This window comes from Lysinibacillus sp. NPDC098008 (genome assembly GCF_044760715.1).
Classification (GTDB): Bacteria; Bacillota; Bacilli; order Bacillales_A; family Planococcaceae; genus Lysinibacillus.
In genome coordinates, this window is sequence record NZ_JBIWBA010000006.1 from 43,949 (window position 1) to 61,086 (window position 17,138).

Annotated in this window: 16 protein-coding genes and 2 riboswitches; of the genes, 9 read left to right on the top strand and 7 right to left on the bottom strand. The window is 41.7% G+C overall.

The genetic code is table 11. From position 1 onward, the window contains the following. Positions 1-161: 161 nt before the first annotated feature. Positions 162-797, top strand: coding sequence for a PAQR family membrane homeostasis protein TrhA (trhA, locus tag ACIQVU_RS08325; RefSeq protein ID WP_340805691.1), 636 nt, complete (start codon positions 162-164; stop codon positions 795-797). A 106-nt stretch (positions 798-903) separates the two neighbouring features. On the opposite strand, the gene ACIQVU_RS08330 is transcribed toward trhA, so the two are convergent. Further along, a complete protein-coding gene (locus tag ACIQVU_RS08330) occupies positions 904-1,395 on the bottom strand; it encodes a dihydrofolate reductase (RefSeq protein ID WP_340805690.1) in 492 nt (163 codons plus the stop codon). 133 nt (positions 1,396-1,528) lie between these two features. Here ACIQVU_RS08330 and ACIQVU_RS08335 point away from each other — a divergent pair, with 133 nt between their 5' ends. Both ACIQVU_RS08335 and ACIQVU_RS08340 read left to right on the top strand, forming a co-directional pair. Next, a complete protein-coding gene (locus ACIQVU_RS08335) occupies positions 1,529-2,446 on the top strand; it encodes an alpha/beta hydrolase (protein ID WP_340805689.1) in 918 nt (305 codons plus the stop codon). 62 nt (positions 2,447-2,508) lie between these two features. Then, complete coding sequence (locus tag ACIQVU_RS08340) at positions 2,509-3,705, top strand: class I SAM-dependent rRNA methyltransferase (RefSeq protein ID WP_402894891.1); 1,197 nt, start codon at positions 2,509-2,511, stop codon at positions 3,703-3,705. A 48-nt stretch (positions 3,706-3,753) separates the two neighbouring features. Here ACIQVU_RS08340 and ACIQVU_RS08345 read toward each other — a convergent pair whose 3' ends face one another. From ACIQVU_RS08345 to ACIQVU_RS08355, 3 genes are read right to left on the bottom strand one after another with little or no spacing between them, the layout of a single operon-like run. Continuing rightward, positions 3,754-5,739, bottom strand: coding sequence for a S9 family peptidase (locus tag ACIQVU_RS08345; protein ID WP_340805688.1), 1,986 nt, complete (start codon positions 5,737-5,739; stop codon positions 3,754-3,756). 47 nt (positions 5,740-5,786) lie between these two features. Beyond that, on the bottom strand, positions 5,787-6,464 hold the full coding sequence (locus ACIQVU_RS08350; protein WP_340805687.1) for a precorrin-3B methylase: 678 nt from the start codon (positions 6,462-6,464) through the stop codon (positions 5,787-5,789). 18 nt (positions 6,465-6,482) lie between these two features. Beyond that, entirely contained in the window at positions 6,483-7,466 is a 984-nt protein-coding gene (locus ACIQVU_RS08355) for an ABC transporter substrate-binding protein (RefSeq protein ID WP_402894895.1), read from the bottom strand. Between the two features lie 128 nt (positions 7,467-7,594). Continuing rightward, positions 7,595-7,783, bottom strand: a riboswitch (cobalamin riboswitch). A gap of 154 nt (positions 7,784-7,937) precedes the next feature. On the opposite strand from ACIQVU_RS08355, the gene ACIQVU_RS08360 reads away from it, so the two are divergent. Continuing rightward, the gene (locus ACIQVU_RS08360) at positions 7,938-9,875 is read left to right on the top strand and encodes a GTP-binding protein (protein WP_402894898.1); all 1,938 of its coding nucleotides are present in this window, start codon (positions 7,938-7,940) and stop codon (positions 9,873-9,875) included. Between the two features lie 292 nt (positions 9,876-10,167). Here the strand turns inward: ACIQVU_RS08360 and ACIQVU_RS08365 are convergent, their stop codons facing one another. Continuing rightward, positions 10,168-10,869, bottom strand: coding sequence for a hypothetical protein (locus tag ACIQVU_RS08365; RefSeq protein ID WP_402894901.1), 702 nt, complete (start codon positions 10,867-10,869; stop codon positions 10,168-10,170). Positions 10,870-11,496: 627 nt separating this feature from the next. Between ACIQVU_RS08365 and ACIQVU_RS08370 the strand changes: the two genes are divergently transcribed. Continuing rightward, positions 11,497-11,988, top strand: a complete 492-nt coding sequence (locus ACIQVU_RS08370) for a helix-turn-helix domain-containing protein (protein WP_340805682.1) — start codon at positions 11,497-11,499, stop codon at positions 11,986-11,988. A 40-nt stretch (positions 11,989-12,028) separates the two neighbouring features. Beyond that, positions 12,029-12,697 carry a Fic family protein gene (locus ACIQVU_RS08375; RefSeq protein WP_340805680.1) on the top strand — a complete coding sequence of 223 codons (669 nt, stop codon included), beginning with the start codon at positions 12,029-12,031 and terminating at the stop codon, positions 12,695-12,697. Between the two features lie 70 nt (positions 12,698-12,767). Next, a riboswitch (cobalamin riboswitch) is annotated at positions 12,768-12,951 on the bottom strand. Between the two features lie 99 nt (positions 12,952-13,050). Here ACIQVU_RS08375 and ACIQVU_RS08380 read toward each other — a convergent pair. Beyond that, positions 13,051-13,428, bottom strand: a complete 378-nt coding sequence (locus ACIQVU_RS08380; RefSeq protein ID WP_402894904.1) for a PH domain-containing protein — start codon at positions 13,426-13,428, stop codon at positions 13,051-13,053. A 94-nt stretch (positions 13,429-13,522) separates the two neighbouring features. On the opposite strand from ACIQVU_RS08380, the gene ACIQVU_RS08385 reads away from it, so the two are divergent. Next, positions 13,523-13,936, top strand: coding sequence for a YhfM domain-containing protein (locus tag ACIQVU_RS08385; RefSeq protein WP_402894907.1), 414 nt, complete (start codon positions 13,523-13,525; stop codon positions 13,934-13,936). A gap of 53 nt (positions 13,937-13,989) precedes the next feature. Here ACIQVU_RS08385 and aspA read toward each other — a convergent pair whose 3' ends face one another. Beyond that, complete coding sequence (gene aspA / locus ACIQVU_RS08390; RefSeq protein WP_340805677.1) at positions 13,990-15,408, bottom strand: aspartate ammonia-lyase; 1,419 nt, start codon at positions 15,406-15,408, stop codon at positions 13,990-13,992. A 239-nt stretch (positions 15,409-15,647) separates the two neighbouring features. On the opposite strand from aspA, the gene ACIQVU_RS08395 reads away from it, so the two are divergent. Both ACIQVU_RS08395 and ACIQVU_RS08400 read left to right on the top strand, forming a co-directional pair. Then, positions 15,648-16,157, top strand: coding sequence for a sigma-70 family RNA polymerase sigma factor (locus ACIQVU_RS08395; RefSeq protein WP_340805676.1), 510 nt, complete (start codon positions 15,648-15,650; stop codon positions 16,155-16,157). 2 nt (positions 16,158-16,159) lie between these two features. Then, complete coding sequence (locus ACIQVU_RS08400) at positions 16,160-17,113, top strand: DUF5643 domain-containing protein (protein WP_340805674.1); 954 nt, start codon at positions 16,160-16,162, stop codon at positions 17,111-17,113. The last annotated feature ends 25 nt before the right edge of the window (positions 17,114-17,138 follow it).

Sequence of the window (17,138 nt, forward strand, 5' to 3'; positions counted from 1 at the left end):
GTCATTAAGCCAAAGCTTATTGTAAGCGCTCTCTTAAAATGACAATAATAAAAGCCCATCAAGGCATATGACATTTTAGATAGAAAAGATATGACAAATGTAAATGGTTGTTTAGATGTTATTGGGGTATAGTAAATATATCAACGAAAGGAGTGTTGCAAATGGTGGATTCATTTGACTATAAATCATGGAAGGAAGAGCTGTGGAATGCCATTACACACGGTATTGGCTTTATTATCAGTATTCCAGCGCTTGTTGTCTTACTGTTGACAGCGGTGCAAACAGGAAATGCCCTCCATGTGACAACTTTTAGTATTTTTGGCGCTTCGGTCATTATTTTATTTTTAATGTCGACATTGCTACATAGCATGCCAGAAAAATATAAGCGCTTCTTCGCCATTCTTGACCACTCATCTATTTATATTTTAATCGCTGGTACGTATACGCCGTTTTTATTAATCGCTGTTGGTGGCGCAACAGGCTTAGCACTACTATGTATTATTTGGTCATTAGCAATTCTTGGAGTACTTTTTAAATGCTTCTTTATTAATCGTTTTGAGCTGCTGTCATTAATTTTTTATATCGGGATGGGCTGGCTCATTATTTTTGCCATTAAGCCTGTTTATATATACTTAGGCTTTCACGGCTTTGCATTGCTTCTAGCGGGTGGGCTATTTTATACAATTGGTGCAATTTTTTATGCATGGCGCACCCTGCCCTACAATCATGCAATTTGGCATCTCTTTGTACTAGCTGGCTGTGGCTCCATGTACGCCTGTGTCTATTTTTACTTATAATAAAACATCTAAATCCTCTCACCATTGTGCAGCGAGAGGATTTTTACTTTTTACATAGAGATGTTTGCTCCTGCTTTGCGAGTATTCGCTCTGGTTTCACGGGTATTTATCTCTTATCCGCGGGTTTTCGTTCAAAAATTTGGTATTGGAATGTGTAGCCTTCTGGCGCTGTTTCAGGTGCTTCTGATGAAACTTGTACAAAATCCTGCTCGTAGCTCGGGAAATACGTATCTCCCTGAAACGAATGATTGATTTTGGTAATGTATAAGCGGTCAGCAAGCGCCATGGATAAGCTAAAAATTTGCTCGCCGCCAATAATCATAATTTCAGGCACATCTCCTGCAAGCGCAAGTGCTGCCTCTAAGCTTGTCGCGATTTCAATGCCCTCTGCCGAGTAGTTCGAGTCGCGTGTAATGACAATATTGCGGCGACCGGGCAGTGGACGTCCAATGGATTCAAATGTTTTGCGCCCCATAATCATTGGCTTGCCCATCGTTTTCTGTTTAAAATATTGCAAATCACCGGGTAAATGCCATGGCATATCATTGTTATAGCCAATAACATAATGTTGGTCGTGCGCTACAATTAAAGAAATCATGCTATCCCTCCAGTCAAACTCTATTATAACCATATTTTTGCGTGATACTAAAATTTTTTTAATTTAAATCCTAGTAATTTTATAAGATTAGTTTATAATAGAAACAAACAATGGAAATAAAGGATGGATGACCATGACAAAATTAAGAGATGAAGCAGTCCAATTCATTCAAGCAAATAATACGAATACACCTTATTATCAGTGCACCCCACAGCAAGCAAGAGCGATGCGCACCGTTGCACCGTGGCAATCCGCACAGAAGCCACAGCTTGCAGCTATTGAGGATAAAACGATTACCGTGCGTGATGGCGCACAAATTTCTGCACGCATTTATACGCCTGTTGTTGGCAAAAAGCTCCCTGTGATTGTGTTTTACCACGGAGGCGGCTGGGTTTATGGCAATTTGGATTCTGTCGATGCAGGCTGTCAATTATTAGCCGAGAAAGCACAGGCACTTGTTGTATCCGTCGATTATCGTCTAGCACCTGAGTATCCTTTCCCAATCCCACTTTATGATGCCTATGATAGCTTATTATGGGTGCAGGAGCAGCTGGAGGCACTGGGTGGTGATGCGACGAAAATTACGATTGCTGGTGATAGTGCTGGGGGGAATCTGGCAACGGTTGTTACTTATTTAGCTGCTGTATTAAATGGACCAGCTATCCATGCACAGGCACTGATTTATCCTGTTGTTCATCTGGATTTTTCCACAGCCTCTTATGCTGCCTATGGTGAAAACTATGGCTTGGATAAGCAAGGGATGGAATGGTTTGCCCACCATTATACAGATGTGCAAAACTTTACAGACCCGCTAATTTCGCCTTTATTAATTGAGGATGCAAGCATTTTTCCTAAAACACTGATTATTGCGGCGGATGCGGATGTACTCTACGATGAAGGGCATGCCTATGCACAAAAGCTGGCACAGGCAGGTGTTGCCGTTGAGCATATCACGATGCACGGCTTAATCCATAGCTATTTTAGTAAAATGACCTATTTTGAGGAAGCGACAATTGATACGGTTGAAAAAATTGCCCAGTTTCTGAAATAACTTTAGCCATCCTGCTCAAACAATGCGATAATAAGGCAAAATGCTTTTTAAAGGATGACATGATGACACAAACAATCACTTTACAAATTAAACAGCCCTTTGCTAATCCATTAAAAAAGGGCTACCCACTTCTTACAAAGGATGCCGTGGATGTACGCCAGCTCCCAGCGCAGCAGGGTGCATTGCTAAGGCTCGTTGACCAGCATCAGCGCTTTATTGGGACAGGGTACTACGGTATCCAAAATAAAGGCATTGGCTGGGTACTGACAACAGATGCCAATGAAGCGATTGATCAAGCTTTTTTTAGCCAAAAATTGAAAAAAGCAATTGAGAATCGTGCAGCATTTTTCAACAATGACGACACAACAGCCTTTCGTGTGTTTAATGGTGAGGGAGATGGCATTGGCGGCTTGACCATTGACTTTTTTAATGGCTACTATATGGTAAGCTGGTATAGCGAGGGAATTTATTGCTTTAAGGACATGATTTATGCGGCGCTGGCTGAAACGGTTCAGTACGAGGCGATTTATGAGAAAAAGCGCTTTGATGGCAAGGGACAGTATATGGAGCAGGATGATTTTGTTATGGGCATACCGGGTGAATTCCCTATTATGGTGAAGGAAAATGGTATGACCTATGCTGTGCATTTAAACGATGGCGCAATGACAGGAATTTTTCTTGATCAGCGTGATGTACGATTGGCGATTCGTGAGCGCTATGCGAAGCAGACAAATATGCTCAATACCTTCTCCTATACAGGCGCATTTTCAGTAGCGGCGGCACTAGGAGGCGCGCTTCAAACAACGAGTGTCGATGTAGCGAAGCGCAGTTTAGCGAAAACGATTGAGCAATTTAGTGTCAATAATATCGATTATGAGGCGCAGGATATAAAGGTAATGGATGTTTTTCATTATTTTAAATATGCACAGCGCCACGAGCTACAATTTGACCTTGTCGTGCTAGACCCACCAAGCTTTGCTCGTACAAAGCAAATGACGTTTTCCACTGCAAAGGACTATCCTAAATTACTCAAGGATGCCATTGCCATTACAGCGAAAAATGGCATTATTGTTGCCTCAACGAATAATGCCAGCTTTGGTATGAAAAAGTTTAAAGGCTTTATTGACCAAGCCTTTCAAGCGACCAATACGCGCTATAAAATCATGGAAGAGCATAGTTTGCCAAAGGATTTCCGCGTCCCGCGTGAATACCCTGAATTTAATTACTTAAAGGTTGTTTTTATTCAAAAGCTTAGCTAACTAGAAAAGGACGTGCTTCAAAAGCCATTTGAAACACGTCCTTTTTGTTTATAAATAATCCACAAACCAATCACGGATATACGTGAGGCGCTGGATTCTTAGTGATGGTTTACCACTTCTCGATAGCTCATGATTAGCTGCTGGGAAGCGAATAAATTTGGTTTCTTTTTTGCGCTGCTTTAAGGCAATAAATAATTGCTCTGCCTGCTCAATTGGACAGCGATAGTCGTTTTCCCCATGTAAAATCAATAACGGTGTTTCTATCGCATTTACATACTTCAATGGTGAATGATGCCATAGCTTATCAATATCCTCTAGCCCCGCAAAAATTTGCCAGTCTGTAAAATAATAGCCGATATCACTCACACCATAAAAGCTAATCCAGTTTGCAATTGAGCGTTGGGTAACAGCAGCTTTAAAGCGCTTCGTATGTCCAACAATCCAGTTCGTCATAAAGCCACCATAGCTACCACCTGTCACGCCAAGACGAGCTGGATCAATAAAATCAAAGTGTGCCAGTGCATAATCCACCGCTGCCATTAAGTCCTGATAATCATTGCCGCCATAATCACCACGCACAGCATCAACAAATGCTTGCCCATAGCCATGACTACCACGCGGGTTTGTATATAGCACAGCAAAGCCCTGTGCAGCTAAAATCTGAAATTCATTGAAATAACTGTTGCCATACATCGCATGTGGGCCGCCATGAATTTCTAGAATAAGTGGATATTTATTGCCCTCTTGATAGCCAATCGGCTTCATCAGCCAGCCATGAACGCTCCAGCCCTCTGCCCCTTCAAATTCAATTGCTTCAGGCACAGCTAAGGCTCTTGCTTGTAAAAACTCCTGATTTACCGCCGTAAGCTGCTCCTTTTCGCCCGTTTGTAAATTAATATAAAATAAATCGCCGGGATTTGTTGGCGTGCTAATGGCGACAACGGCTTTATCGCGCTTAGCATCCAGTGAAAAGCCATAAACATATTGGTCATCCAAAATAGCTGGATATAATTCGCCTGCAAGATTACCAAAATAAATCGCTGTGCTGCCTTGGTCTGTCACTTGGAAATAAAAGCTGTGATTATCTTCCAGCCATTGCACACGAGGGGCTACAACGCCCTGTAGAAAATCGCCAATCATTAAGTCACCAATCGGCGCATCAAAGTCACTTGTTATACATGTCAGTTGCTGCTGTGCTACATCATATAGCCATAGCTTTGCTTGTGTAGCATTTTGAAATTCGCGTTTGCTACCAAGAAACGTAAGATAGCGACTGTTCGGTGACCATGAAGTTTGATAAAATGTGCCTATTTCTGCTGTTAGCTGCTGAGTCTGCTTTGTCGCTACATCCAATAAGAAAATATCATTGTTAAATGAAAAATCTTGATCCTCTGATAAATCAGCGATATATGTCAAGTATTGCCCATTTGGCGACCATGTATCAAGGTGGAAATGATGGTTTCCTGCTGTTAGCTGCTCCAGCTCACCTGTTTCAAGATGAGCAACAGCAATATGCGTAAATTGCTCCATATCTAACAAGCCTGCCGCATCTGATTTATATTTCATAGCACTCACTTCCAGCGGCTTTAGCTCCTGCTGCTGTTTATCTGTTTCAGGCTGATCGTGAATGCTATCCTCTTGACCAAGCTTAACCGAGAACGCAATTTTTTTGCTGCATGGCGACCAGACAGGTGAGGTAGCTCCATGCTTACAATGGGTTATTTGCCTTGCCTCCCCGCCTGTCTTTGCCAATACAAAAATTTGTGGCTTGCCTGTTCTTGTAGATACAAATGCAATATGACTGCCATCTGGTGACCATGCTGGAGCGCTTGTTTTCGCCTCGCCAAATGTCCATTGCTGTGGCTGTTTAGCTTGTAAATTAAGATAATATAAATGAGATATATAGTCGTTGCTCTTTTCATCCATCACTGTTTCTATATAGATAACCTCTGTACCATCAGGCGATAGCTGTGGAGCAGATACCGATTTTAAGTGATATAGGTCTTGTGGTTGAATGCCTTGTTTTGCTGTCATCTTTTTGCCCCTTTATCATAAGTATTCACTTATAATATTTCGACAGGCTAATTATTATTCCTGCTTAGGCTCTGCCAAAAATCGTCCGACTTTGTTCGGCGGTAAAATTTATAAAAGGGCTCATTTGGGCGTGCATGCTTCTGATAAAGCTGAATAATCTGCTGTAAAAACGCTTCAATCCTTGTCACTGCTACCCTTTTGGCAAATAATGTGCCTGCCTGTGCCTTTGCGCCCATTGGCACTGCGCCTAAATAGACATCAAAGCTTTCCTGCTGGTAAACAAGTCCAATATCATCATAGACCGCATTATAGCAGGCAGATGCACAGCCGTTGATATTGACACGCACTCTTGCAGGCACTGTCATGCCCTCCAATGTATGATAGAGCTGCTCTGTAATTGGCGCTGCCTCCATTTTGTCGCCATCGCAAAAATCACAGGCCTTCATCGCTACAATTGCTCCCGCAGGCATACTATACAGCCCTGCCTGCTGTAACGTATGAATCGCTTCCTCTACATCGCTTGTTGGAATGGCTAATAATAGGCTATAGGATGTCGAATACTTAATCGCACCCTGCTCCCCAACAACCTCTGCAATCGTTTGAAATTGTGCAGGTGTATAATGCTTATTAATAATACCTGGGCTAATAACTAAACGTGTAAAGTCACCTTGACGGTTCAATGTTTCAAAGGTTTGGTCAGGTATATTTTTCTGAAATGCATTCATTTGTCTGGCGGCTCCTTCTTAAAAATTATCAGGGTAGAAGCCCTTTGCTAAAATTTCAATCGCCTCTGCTGCACGTACCCCCTCAGATGCTGCTGATAGTGGTAGGATAACGAAACGATTATTTTGAACAGCCTCCATTTCCTTTAATGCTGGATCATTTTTTAAGAAGTCTATTTTTTGTTGGGCTGTTGTTTCACCATAATCAATAACAACAACCACCTCCGGATTTCGGTCTACTGCATCCTCCTTCGATACAGTTGTCCAGCCTGATTCCACATCGCCAAAAACATTTTGACCGCCAGCAATGGTTACAAGCTCATTCATAAAGTTTTGACCAGCCGTGAACACATCCTTTTCACCACTATCAAATACTAAAACACGTAAATTTTCGCCCTCCTGCGGTAATTTCGCACGAACAGCATCTACATCCTTCGTCATTTGCTCAATCAATGCCTCTCCGCGCTCCTCCACACGGAAAATCTTCGCCACATTGCGAATATCTGTGAAAATATCCTCCAATGTTGGCTTTGTCATATTCGAAGATGTATGTAAATACGTATGAATGCCTAGCTCCTCCAGCTCCTCAGGTGTGCCAACTCCCTTTTCACCAAAGGCACTTTTCCAGCCGCCATATAAAAAGTCTGCCTCTACATCAATGACCTGCTCCTTTGTTGGATATTGGTCTGATAGAACAGGCACTTTCTCGTATGCCTCCTGCAATGGCTCATAAATTTTATCATCTAAGTAAGCCGTACCTACCATAGCATCCTCTAAGCCTAGCGCTAGCATAATTTCTGTCACATGCTGATTTAAGCTAATCGCTTTTGTTGGTGCTTCCTTATAGGTTTGCGTTGTATCATTATTGTCAATCGTTACTTCCGTTGCCGCTGCTTCTGCTGGCTCTGTTTGTTCTTCCTGCTCTGCTGACTCCGTATTACATGCTGCTAACATCGCTACAAGGGCAATGACTAACACAAGCCAACTACTTTTCCATTTTGTCATGTTCCTGTTCTCCTTTGCTATAAAAATGGCAAGAAGGCATAAAAAAACCCCTCTTGTCACCAAGAGAGTAGCATAGTGAAAAAATGGTTCGTCAACCTTTATCACTATCCCCATCCTCGTGGTTCGTAGTTCATCCATCCATATTGGCAGGTATCCTGGCTTAGGTTCATCATCTATACGCCTTCCCATAGCTCAATGCTACAGTGGCATATTGTATAGACTCCCCATTTACAGTTGCGGGACAGCATCGGAATTGCACCGATTTCCCTTTTAAGCAAATAACAAATGCTATTTGCACCAATATGTTTTATGATTATTCATACTATTGATAGACTAGCAGAAGAATATTTTTATGGCAATGCATAAATAAATAATCATACTTATCTTAGCACTATTTCGACATAAGGGCAGAATATTATATGATAGTATTTGATTACAAAACGAAAAAAGCAATGGAAACGAGGATTTATCATGTATAAAACAATTGGCGTGCTTGCACATGTAGATGCAGGGAAAACTACCTTTTCTGAGCAAGTGCTTTTTCATACAAATAGTATTCAAGCACGAGGGCGTGTCGATCATCAGGACACCTTTTTAGATAATCACGAGCTGGAGCGACAGCGCGGTATTACCATATTTGCTGAGCAAGGTCGCTTCACGCTAGGCGAGGATACATATACGCTCATTGATACACCAGGGCATGTCGATTTTTCCCCTGAAATGGAGCGTGCCATTCGTGTGATGGACTATGCCATTATTATTGTCAGCGCTGTGGAGGGCGTACAGGGACATACCGAAACCGTCTGGCAGCTTCTGCGCAAGTACCATGTGCCAACCTTCTTTTTTATCAATAAAATTGACCGTGAAGGCGCAGATGTAGCGGCAGTAATGGCACAGCTTCGTAAGGATTGCTCTGAGCATGTCCTCTTGGTGGATGAACCGCTGCAAGCCAATTATGTATCAAGCAGCATAATGGAGTGGCTTGCTGAGCGTGATGAGCAATTGCTGGATGCCTTTTTACAGGACACGCTGGATTGTGAGCAATGCCTTGTACAGCTACAGGCGATGATTCAAGACGAGTGTGCCTTTCCGTGCTTTATAGGCTCTGCCTTAAAGGATAGAGGCATTCAGGAATTATTGGCACAGCTTCCGCTATTAACGGCTACTCACTTTAAGCAGGATGCACCGTTTCAAGGAGAGGTTTTTAAAATTCGTCATGACGGGCATCAGCGTTTAACCTTTCTAAAAGCTTTACAGGGATCACTACATATTCGTGATGAATTGACAGTTGGAGAGGTTACCGAAAAAATTACGGAGATTCGTCTTTATAACGGCAGTCGCTTTGATACGGTTCAGCAGGTCGAGGCTGGCGAAATTTTCGCTGTCAAAGGGCTGAGTGCCGCTACAATTGGTGAGCAAATCGGCAGTACGGCATATACACAGCCTTATGAGCTTATGCCTACTTTACAGGCGAAGGTTCAGTATAAGGGCGATCAGCATATAAAGGAGGTACTAAAGATTTTTCGTCTGCTGGAAGCTGAGGAGCCATCTTTACGTGTTGTGTGGCAGGAAAAATTTCAAGAAATTCATGTCCATATTATGGGCATTATTCAGTTGGAGGTGCTTGTTGATGTATTGATAAGGCGCTTCTCGCTGGAGGTGTCCTTTGGCGCTCCGCAAATTTTATATATGGAAACCATTGCAAATACAGTAACAGGCTATGGGCATTTTGAGCCATTAAAGCATTATGCAGAGGTGCATGTATTGATGGAGCCCAATGCGCGTGGCACAGGCAATACCTTTAGCAATGCCTGCCATGCGGATGCTTTATCGGTAGGCAACCAGCGCCTTGTAGAAAAGCATTTATTTGAGCGTGACCATCACGGCTTATTAACGGGCTTTCCTGTTACAGATATTCATTTCACGCTGTTAACAGGTCGCGGGCACAATGAACATACATCTGGTGGCGATTTTCGCGAGGCAACCTTCCGGGCATTGCGTCAAGGGCTAGAGCAAGCACACAATATTTTGCTGGAGCCTTACTATCGCTTTAAAATGAAGGCTTCCAAGGATTTCATCGGTCGTATGATGACAGATATCCAACAAATGGCTGGTACATTTCATGACCCTATTTTAACAGAAACAGATGCTATTTTAACAGGACGTGCACCCGTTGCCACCTTGATGGGCTATAGCACTACTTTTGCTGCCTATACAAATGGCAAAGGAGCCTTGTCGCTTCAGTTTGATGGCTATGATGTTTGCCATAATGCAGAGGAAGTTATCGCTCAAATAGGCTACGATAAAAACGCTGACCCTGACTATACATCCTCAAGCATTTTTTGTGCCAAGGGCAAGGGCTATTCCGTGCCATGGGACCAAGCCCAAGCAGCCATGCATTGCCAGTAGTACAGGCGACTGTTCTGGATTCGCAAGTATTTTAGCTGTTGGCGCAGGTATTTGCTCTGATTTCGCGGGTATTCATCTGGTCGCGAGTATTTTAACTCCTTGCGCAGGTATTCGCTCCTGCTCTGCGGGTATTTGCTCTGATTTCGCGGATATTCATCTGGTCGCGAGTATTTTAACTCCTTACACGGGTATTCGCTCCTGCTCCGCGGGTATTTTATAGTCTTGCTCGGGTATTTCGCCTCTGCGCTCCCTAATAGGAAAACAAGCCCTCCGCTTTTTGGAGGGCTTGGGCTTATAGTGCTGGCTTTGCTGGCAAATAAGCAGGCTTGACGACAATATAGTCATGCGTATTAGCAAAATCAATTAAGAGCTTGCCCGGATGACTTTTAATCATTTGTAGGTCTGCAATTAATTGCAACAGCTTGTTATGGCCGTTGCCACGAGGATGCCAATTAAAATGAACATCATTCAACGCTTGAACGGCTTGTAAAAATCCTCTATACTCCTGCTGCACAAATGCAACTAATTGATCGGTATAAGGAATTGTCGCTAAATCATGAATATAGGTTTCATAAAAGCGCATGACAATCGTGCATAATAAATCATTAACACGCGCGGCACTTAGCACTGGCTTTGGCTCCTGCGAAAGGCGCGCAAGATTCGGCTTGGCGCGCGTTGAATCAATGCGTGTCAGTAAATGGTACGGCTCTCCATTCACCTTATAAACAATTGGATTTGTTGGCATATACATCATAAAGCCGTTTGTCTTTGTTTTTAGCTGGTCTGCTAGCGCTGCCTTTGCAAAAAGATGTCCATCCACATCGCCATTCTGCAGCCATATAATTTCTTTATTATATAAAATTTGCTCAAAAAATCGGTCATTGCGAATAAGCTTTGTTGCTAATAATTGATCAATCAGCGACTCTACAGCCATTCGTGTTTTCACCTTTTTAGTTGTTTCTGTCCGTGGCTGCTTACAAATTTCTATATCCATATAATACTTTATCCCCTTTGCGTACATATTTGCAAAACAAAAAGGATTCCCTACATATCGAGGAAATCCTTTGCTTTATCGTCCTTGTTCACACAACGCCAAAAAATCCCGTTTAAAAATGAATAATCTCTCATTTTCTTTGGGCGTTTGACGTACTGTGACGAACAGAGCATTCTGTTTTGTCAACATGCCACCTCCTATTCTTCTTTAGAGAATGGAGCTAGGGAGGCAACAGATAGAATAATTTCTGATATTTGTCGAGAATTCGATGTTAATGAACAATGGTTGCGTACAGGCGAAATGTTCGTGGAAAGCGATGATAGCCTATTAGAACAACTTACTATCGAATACAAACTAATCGACTTTGATAAAACCTTCATTGAGAAATTTATCAAGCTCCCACCAGAAAATCGCCTTACCCTTCAATCCTTTATCCAATCACTCATACCATCATCGGATTAAAGATGATGGTTTTTCTTACCTCCAACTTCTCACTCCTTCCGCTTCAATAAGTTTCTTATGAATATACAACAGTATATATACATAACTTAGTCAATCATTTTCTAACGAAAAAGTTTTCATACACAACTTAGATGTGCTATATTAAGTACGAGAGGAGGGAAATAGATGAATAGCAACGAACGAATTAAGGAATTACGAAAGATATTATCCTTAAATCAAGAAGATTTCGGAGAACGTATTGGTCTAACGAAATCTAGTGTTTCAAACATTGAAAAGGGGCTTCGTAATGTCACGGAACAACATATTAGACTTCTTGTTAATGCCTTTAATGTCAATGAAAACTGGCTACGCACTGGTGAAGGTGAAATGTTTATTAAGCCTGCTACTTTTTCACTTGATGAATACGCACAAAAAAACCAGCTCACCGAATTGGAGCTGGACATCATTAAAAGCTATATGGATTTGAATAAGGATGTACGTCAAGCTATCCTCGAAACAGCACAGCAGCTTTTTGCAAAGCACGCTGAAACGGCTGTTACAGTGGAGGAATCTATTGAAGCAGAAGTAGACAAAGAACTGGCTCTTATACGGCAGGAATTAATAGACGAGAAAAAAGCAAGAATGTTATCAGCCTCACAAAAGCACGAAACAGGCTAAAAAAATCTATCAGAAATAGGAAGGGGTTGAATAGAAAATAATGCATTCAATAGATAACAAATATAATCTAAATGAACGTGAGTCAAGGTTTCTATTAAAGAAATCGTTAGTTGAACTGATACATGCAAATTCACGATTAGAAAAAGTAAATACAACGTTCCCCCAAACAAAGACCATTGTGGAAGGTATGAGTGTTAGCGGTGTAAGCATAGACGACATTCAAGTCATTTTAAATCTCAAAAACGCCTATCAATACATCTTAAAAGAAACAGCTCCCTTTACATTAGAGGTGGCAAAAAAGATTAATTCTTTTGTTTCTTACAATGAATCTCTCGCGTGGGGAGTTGTACGAAACGGGAACGTAGGTATCCATGGTGTGAATTATCAGCCTAGTATCCCTGTAGAGGATGAAGTGGCAGCACATATTCAAACTATTTTAGCGGATGATAGCGTTTCGACTACTACTTATCGTGCATTAAAGTATATGTATTATGCTATGCGTACACAAATTTTCTGGGATGGCAACAAACGCACAGCACTTATTTCCGCAAACTATATTATGCTACTAAATGGCAACGGTGTATTGCACATCGAAGAAAGCAAACTAGAAAAATGGAATGAACTTTTATCACAATTCTATGAAACGAACAATGATGAAAAAATCATCCGTTGGACATATGACAACTGTATTTTTGGTATTGATTATTAATGCTTAACGTTAAGCATTAAAACGGGAAAAGAGCAGGCTCATGTCTAGCTCTTTTTCTACATAGGCTACCGGTGTGTACTCGTAATAGGCAGGTCTCCCGACTTATGGTCATCGCTCCCTTTCTCCTTCCCGTCCAAGGACAGTGGTTGCTGAAAGGTTGCTCACATTTACAGTTGCGGGACAGTGTCGGGCTCACACCGACTTCCCTTTTAAGCAAATTGCACACAATTTACACCTATTACTACACGCTATTTAGTTGTGAAGGAATTCTCGTCCTATTAGCATTTATTGTAGAGGAGTGGAATTTAGAAGTCAATTTTTCCATAACGCCCTCTTCTAAACTTATGAGAAGGCTATCCTAGCACATACTCTGCTAAAACGCTTTGGACTTTGTAAATATTTGTGGACTTATTAAAGCTACGCTGTAGCGGCTGTGGGCTGCCTGAAATCCAAATTTTTAGCTCTGCATCTACATCGAATGTGCCTGCTGTTTCCACAGAAAAATGCAGAATGTTTTTATAGGGAATCGAATGGTATTCAATTTTTTTGCCTGTTACGCCCTGCTTATCAATTAAAATCAAGCGCTTATTTGTAAAAATAAAAATATCTCGAATAATTTTATAGGCATTTTGAATTGTTTCGTTGGTGATTAATAGCTCCCCCACCTCTCCCTGTAATTTCTCCAGGTTTACCTCACTGGCATTGCCGATTAATCCATCAAATAACCCCATCTGTCCCCTCCTTTTTTCTACTATATTACAAAGGAACGAAGCCTACGACAGCATCAGCTGGTTTATTGTATAATAAGGTGAGGTGATGACTACAATGGGGCGTATCCTTTTATTATTACTGCTTCTAGTGATCGTTACGGGCTGCGGTCAGGGACAGCTTACTAAAGTGAGCATTTCAAAAAGCCAAGGATTTGGCGAAATGAATGATGATTTTTTTGCAATCTATACAGACAAAGCAGCATTGGATGTCTTCCAACATGCCATCACAACTGCGGTGCAGCAGGAGGGAGTTGTGGATGTTGCGGAACCTGAATTTGATTTACAGCTTGTCAAGGCAAAGGGGCAGAAATCCCATTATTATCTATGGTTAGGGCAAGAGGGGCAAAAAGGTAGCTTAATGGCGGCAGCAGATACACATACGCCCTATACCCTTACAGAAGAAGCCGCAGTATCACTACGTACACTGCTTTCTCAGGAAACAAAAGAAACTACTGGACAAAATTTATAGGCTAGAAAAAAGACTGTAGATTGTCTAAAAGACCTATCTACAGTCTAGCTAAATTATTTAAGTTGCATCATGCTAGAACCCGCAATGCCTGGGTGTGTCATTTCATATGGGTCTAAAATTAAGTCCAGTTGCTCGCTCGTTAACACATTTGCTTCAATACAAAGCTCACGAATAGAGCGACCTGTTAAAATTGCCTCACGTGCAAGACGAGCAGCCACCTCATAGCCGATATGTGGGTTAACGGCTGTGAGCACCCCTACACTTTTCTCAACATATTCCTTCATGCGCTCTTCATTTGCCTCAATATCCTTTAAGCAATTTTCTGTAAACGCATGGAACACATTGTTCATAATGCTAATGGATTGAATAAGATTAAAGACTAAGACAGGCTCCATCACATTTAGCTCTAGTTGACCAGCCTCAGAGGCTAGGGAAATTGTATGGTCATTGCCAATCACTTGGAATGCTACTTGGTTCAGCACCTCTGGCATTACAGGGTTAACCTTCCCTGGCATAATGGATGAGCCTGGCTGACGTGCTGGTAAAATAATTTCTGCCAAGCCTGCGCGTGGACCTGAAGCCATTAAACGTAAGTCATTAGCGATTTTAGACATATTAATCATACAAATTTTTAATGCCCCTGATACCTCTGTATAGGCATCGGTATTTTGTGTGGCATCCACTAAATGTGTCGCCCCTTTTAATGGTAAATCAGAAATTTCCGCAAGGTGCTCATCCACTGTTTTAATATAATCTGGGAAGGCATTTAAGCCTGTACCAACAGCCGTTGCTCCCATATTCACATCATATAAGTTTGGACGTGTTTGACGAATACGTACAATATCGCGGTTAATCACACGGCAATATGCTTCAAACTCTTGCCCTAGGCGAATAGGCACAGCATCCTGTAAATGGGTACGTCCCATTTTAATGACATGGGCAAATTGCTCTGCTTTTTGATGGAACACCGCTTGCATTGTTTCCATCGTTACTAGTAATTCATCTATTAAATGTAAGACAGCGATATGAATAGCTGTTGGAAATGCATCGTTTGTCGATTGGGACATATTGACATGACTATTTGGGCTAATTGCCTGATAGTCGCCCTTTTCTTTCCCTAAAATTTCTAGCGCGCGATTTGCAATCACTTCATTAGCATTCATATTAATGGACGTGCCTGCCCCACCTTGGATTGGGTCTACAATAAATTGGGCATTCCATTTGCCATCAATTACTTCTTGTGCTGCTTCGACAATTGCCTCACCAATATCCTTTGATAATAGATGAACCTCCATATTACTCAGCGCAGCCGCCTTCTTTACAATACCCATTGCTTTAATTAATGCTGGATGGATTGTGTAGCCTGTAATTGGGAAGTTTTCTGTTGCACGTAATGTTTGAATCCCATAATACGCCTCTGCTGGTAATACGCGTTCACCTAAAAAATCTTTTTCTATACGTTGTGTTGACATTATGTCGTCTCCTTTTATGTAATACTCACCCTTGATAGTAGCTAATTAATGAGGTATTGTAAACAGTCATTTTATATTCTTTCTTGAAAAGGTGAGAAATCTGCTAAAAAATGAGGATATTTCAGAAAATTGGGACAACACGCTTTATTTATTTTTAAAGAAAGTATGATAGATTTCGGCACACGCAACGAATATAACTATGAACGGAATTTTCGTGAAAACGTTTAGAGAGGTGGAGCATGGACAAACAAATACTTCAAGCAATTCAGCAAAAGCAAGAGCAAGGTGTGACATTGTTGCTGGAGCAATATGGTGGCTTATTAAATGCCATTGTACGCAAATATATTGGCGGCAGACCACAGGAAATTGAGGAATGTTTGGCTGATATTGTTGTTGCCATTTGGTATCATATTGACGATTTTGATGCAACGAAAAATTCCTTTAAAAACTGGATTGCGGTCATTGCTAAATTTAAAGCGATTGATGCCTTACGAAAAATTGAACGACAGCAGCCAACCGTTGAATTACCTGAGCAGCTTGCAACAACGCAAAACATGGAGCTAGATTGGCAAGCTATCCTTCAGCAATTGCCACAAAAGGAGCAGGAAATTTTTCACAAATACTATTTTGAAGGATTAGCAGCGAAGGAAATTGCCCAGCATTATCAGACTAAAGCATCATGGGTGCATAATAAATTATCACGTAGTCGTCATAAATTACGCACATTATTTTTAAGGGACGAGGTGTAGCAATGAGTATGTATAAGGATTTTAATGATATAACAATAGATGTCACTGAATTTGAGGAGCAGTCCCTGACAAAGCTAGAGCACAAAAGACTAAAGCGCCGTATTATTAAGCAATTGCCTAAAAAGCGCCGCCGTCTTGGCTATCGCATTGGCACTGTCGCTATTTTAGCGCTTAGTATTGTTATCTTTCAGCATCAAACCATTGCCAATATGCCATTTGTCGCTAGTTTATTGGAGGAATGGAAACAGGACAAAGCCGTCGATTGGGGTGACTATAAAAATGTTGTAGGTCAAACCGTCACAACACAATTTGGTGCTTTAACGGTCAATGAGGTACTGCTTGACTACGATAAAATCCTTGTCAGCGCAACATTACAGCCAGCTGATAAGCAAGCATTTTCCTATCGCCATCAGCTTTTGCCAACGATTTCTATCGATGGACAGCCAATTGACGATGTAGGCTATAGCGCACAGTCCATTGAGCAAAATGATGCGATGTTTACCATCTATAGTGAAATCAAGCTGCCGCAGCCAGTAGACGCCGCACAAGTATCTATACAATTAAGCTATAACCGTATGCTGTTGCCAAATGGTACACAGCCGTTTGGACAGCTATTGGAGGAGCCTTGGACATTCAATGTTGTGGCAACACAGGCAGCCGTTCAACAGCAAACAAAAGAATACCCAATTCAGCAGCCTATAACACTAGCTGATGGACAAAGCTTGACAGTTGAACGCATCGTTACAACCCCTATTTCAACAACCATCTACTATAGCAACGCTTCGCAAAAGCCTGATTTCGCGCTATTTGACAAAAATGGTGAGCGCTACACTTGGGATTCCGCCACACATGAGGATGATGGCTCAGGTATACTGCATTTCCCAAGCGCATCCTTTAGCAAGCAAGCTCTTTATATCGGCACAGAAAAAAGCGAGCAGCTACTCGTTCAGCCATAATAAAGTGAACAGGATGGTCGCCTTA

What these genes read in the sequence shown, in the direction of transcription:
- ACIQVU_RS08355 (WP_402894895.1), bottom strand. Translation starts at nt 7,466, where the DNA reads ATGACAAAATGGAAAAGTAGTTGGCTTGTGTTAGTCATTGCCCTTGTA.
- ACIQVU_RS08395 (WP_340805676.1), top strand. Translation starts at nt 15,648, where the DNA reads ATGGACAAACAAATACTTCAAGCAATTCAGCAAAAGCAAGAGCAAGGT.
- aspA (WP_340805677.1), bottom strand. Translation starts at nt 15,408, where the DNA reads ATGTCAACACAACGTATAGAAAAAGATTTTTTAGGTGAACGCGTATTA.
- ACIQVU_RS08360 (WP_402894898.1), top strand. Translation starts at nt 7,938, where the DNA reads ATGTATAAAACAATTGGCGTGCTTGCACATGTAGATGCAGGGAAAACT.
- ACIQVU_RS08345 (WP_340805688.1), bottom strand. Translation starts at nt 5,739, where the DNA reads ATGACAGCAAAACAAGGCATTCAACCACAAGACCTATATCACTTAAAA.
- ACIQVU_RS08385 (WP_402894907.1), top strand. Translation starts at nt 13,523, where the DNA reads ATGGGGCGTATCCTTTTATTATTACTGCTTCTAGTGATCGTTACGGGC.
- ACIQVU_RS08335 (WP_340805689.1), top strand. Translation starts at nt 1,529, where the DNA reads ATGACAAAATTAAGAGATGAAGCAGTCCAATTCATTCAAGCAAATAAT.
- ACIQVU_RS08375 (WP_340805680.1), top strand. Translation starts at nt 12,029, where the DNA reads ATGCATTCAATAGATAACAAATATAATCTAAATGAACGTGAGTCAAGG.
- ACIQVU_RS08340 (WP_402894891.1), top strand. Translation starts at nt 2,509, where the DNA reads ATGACACAAACAATCACTTTACAAATTAAACAGCCCTTTGCTAATCCA.
- ACIQVU_RS08350 (WP_340805687.1), bottom strand. Translation starts at nt 6,464, where the DNA reads ATGAATGCATTTCAGAAAAATATACCTGACCAAACCTTTGAAACATTG.
- ACIQVU_RS08380 (WP_402894904.1), bottom strand. Translation starts at nt 13,428, where the DNA reads ATGGGGTTATTTGATGGATTAATCGGCAATGCCAGTGAGGTAAACCTG.
- ACIQVU_RS08400 (WP_340805674.1), top strand. Translation starts at nt 16,160, where the DNA reads ATGAGTATGTATAAGGATTTTAATGATATAACAATAGATGTCACTGAA.
- ACIQVU_RS08370 (WP_340805682.1), top strand. Translation starts at nt 11,497, where the DNA reads ATGAATAGCAACGAACGAATTAAGGAATTACGAAAGATATTATCCTTA.
- trhA (WP_340805691.1), top strand. Translation starts at nt 162, where the DNA reads ATGGTGGATTCATTTGACTATAAATCATGGAAGGAAGAGCTGTGGAAT.
- ACIQVU_RS08330 (WP_340805690.1), bottom strand. Translation starts at nt 1,395, where the DNA reads ATGATTTCTTTAATTGTAGCGCACGACCAACATTATGTTATTGGCTAT.
- ACIQVU_RS08365 (WP_402894901.1), bottom strand. Translation starts at nt 10,869, where the DNA reads ATGGATATAGAAATTTGTAAGCAGCCACGGACAGAAACAACTAAAAAG.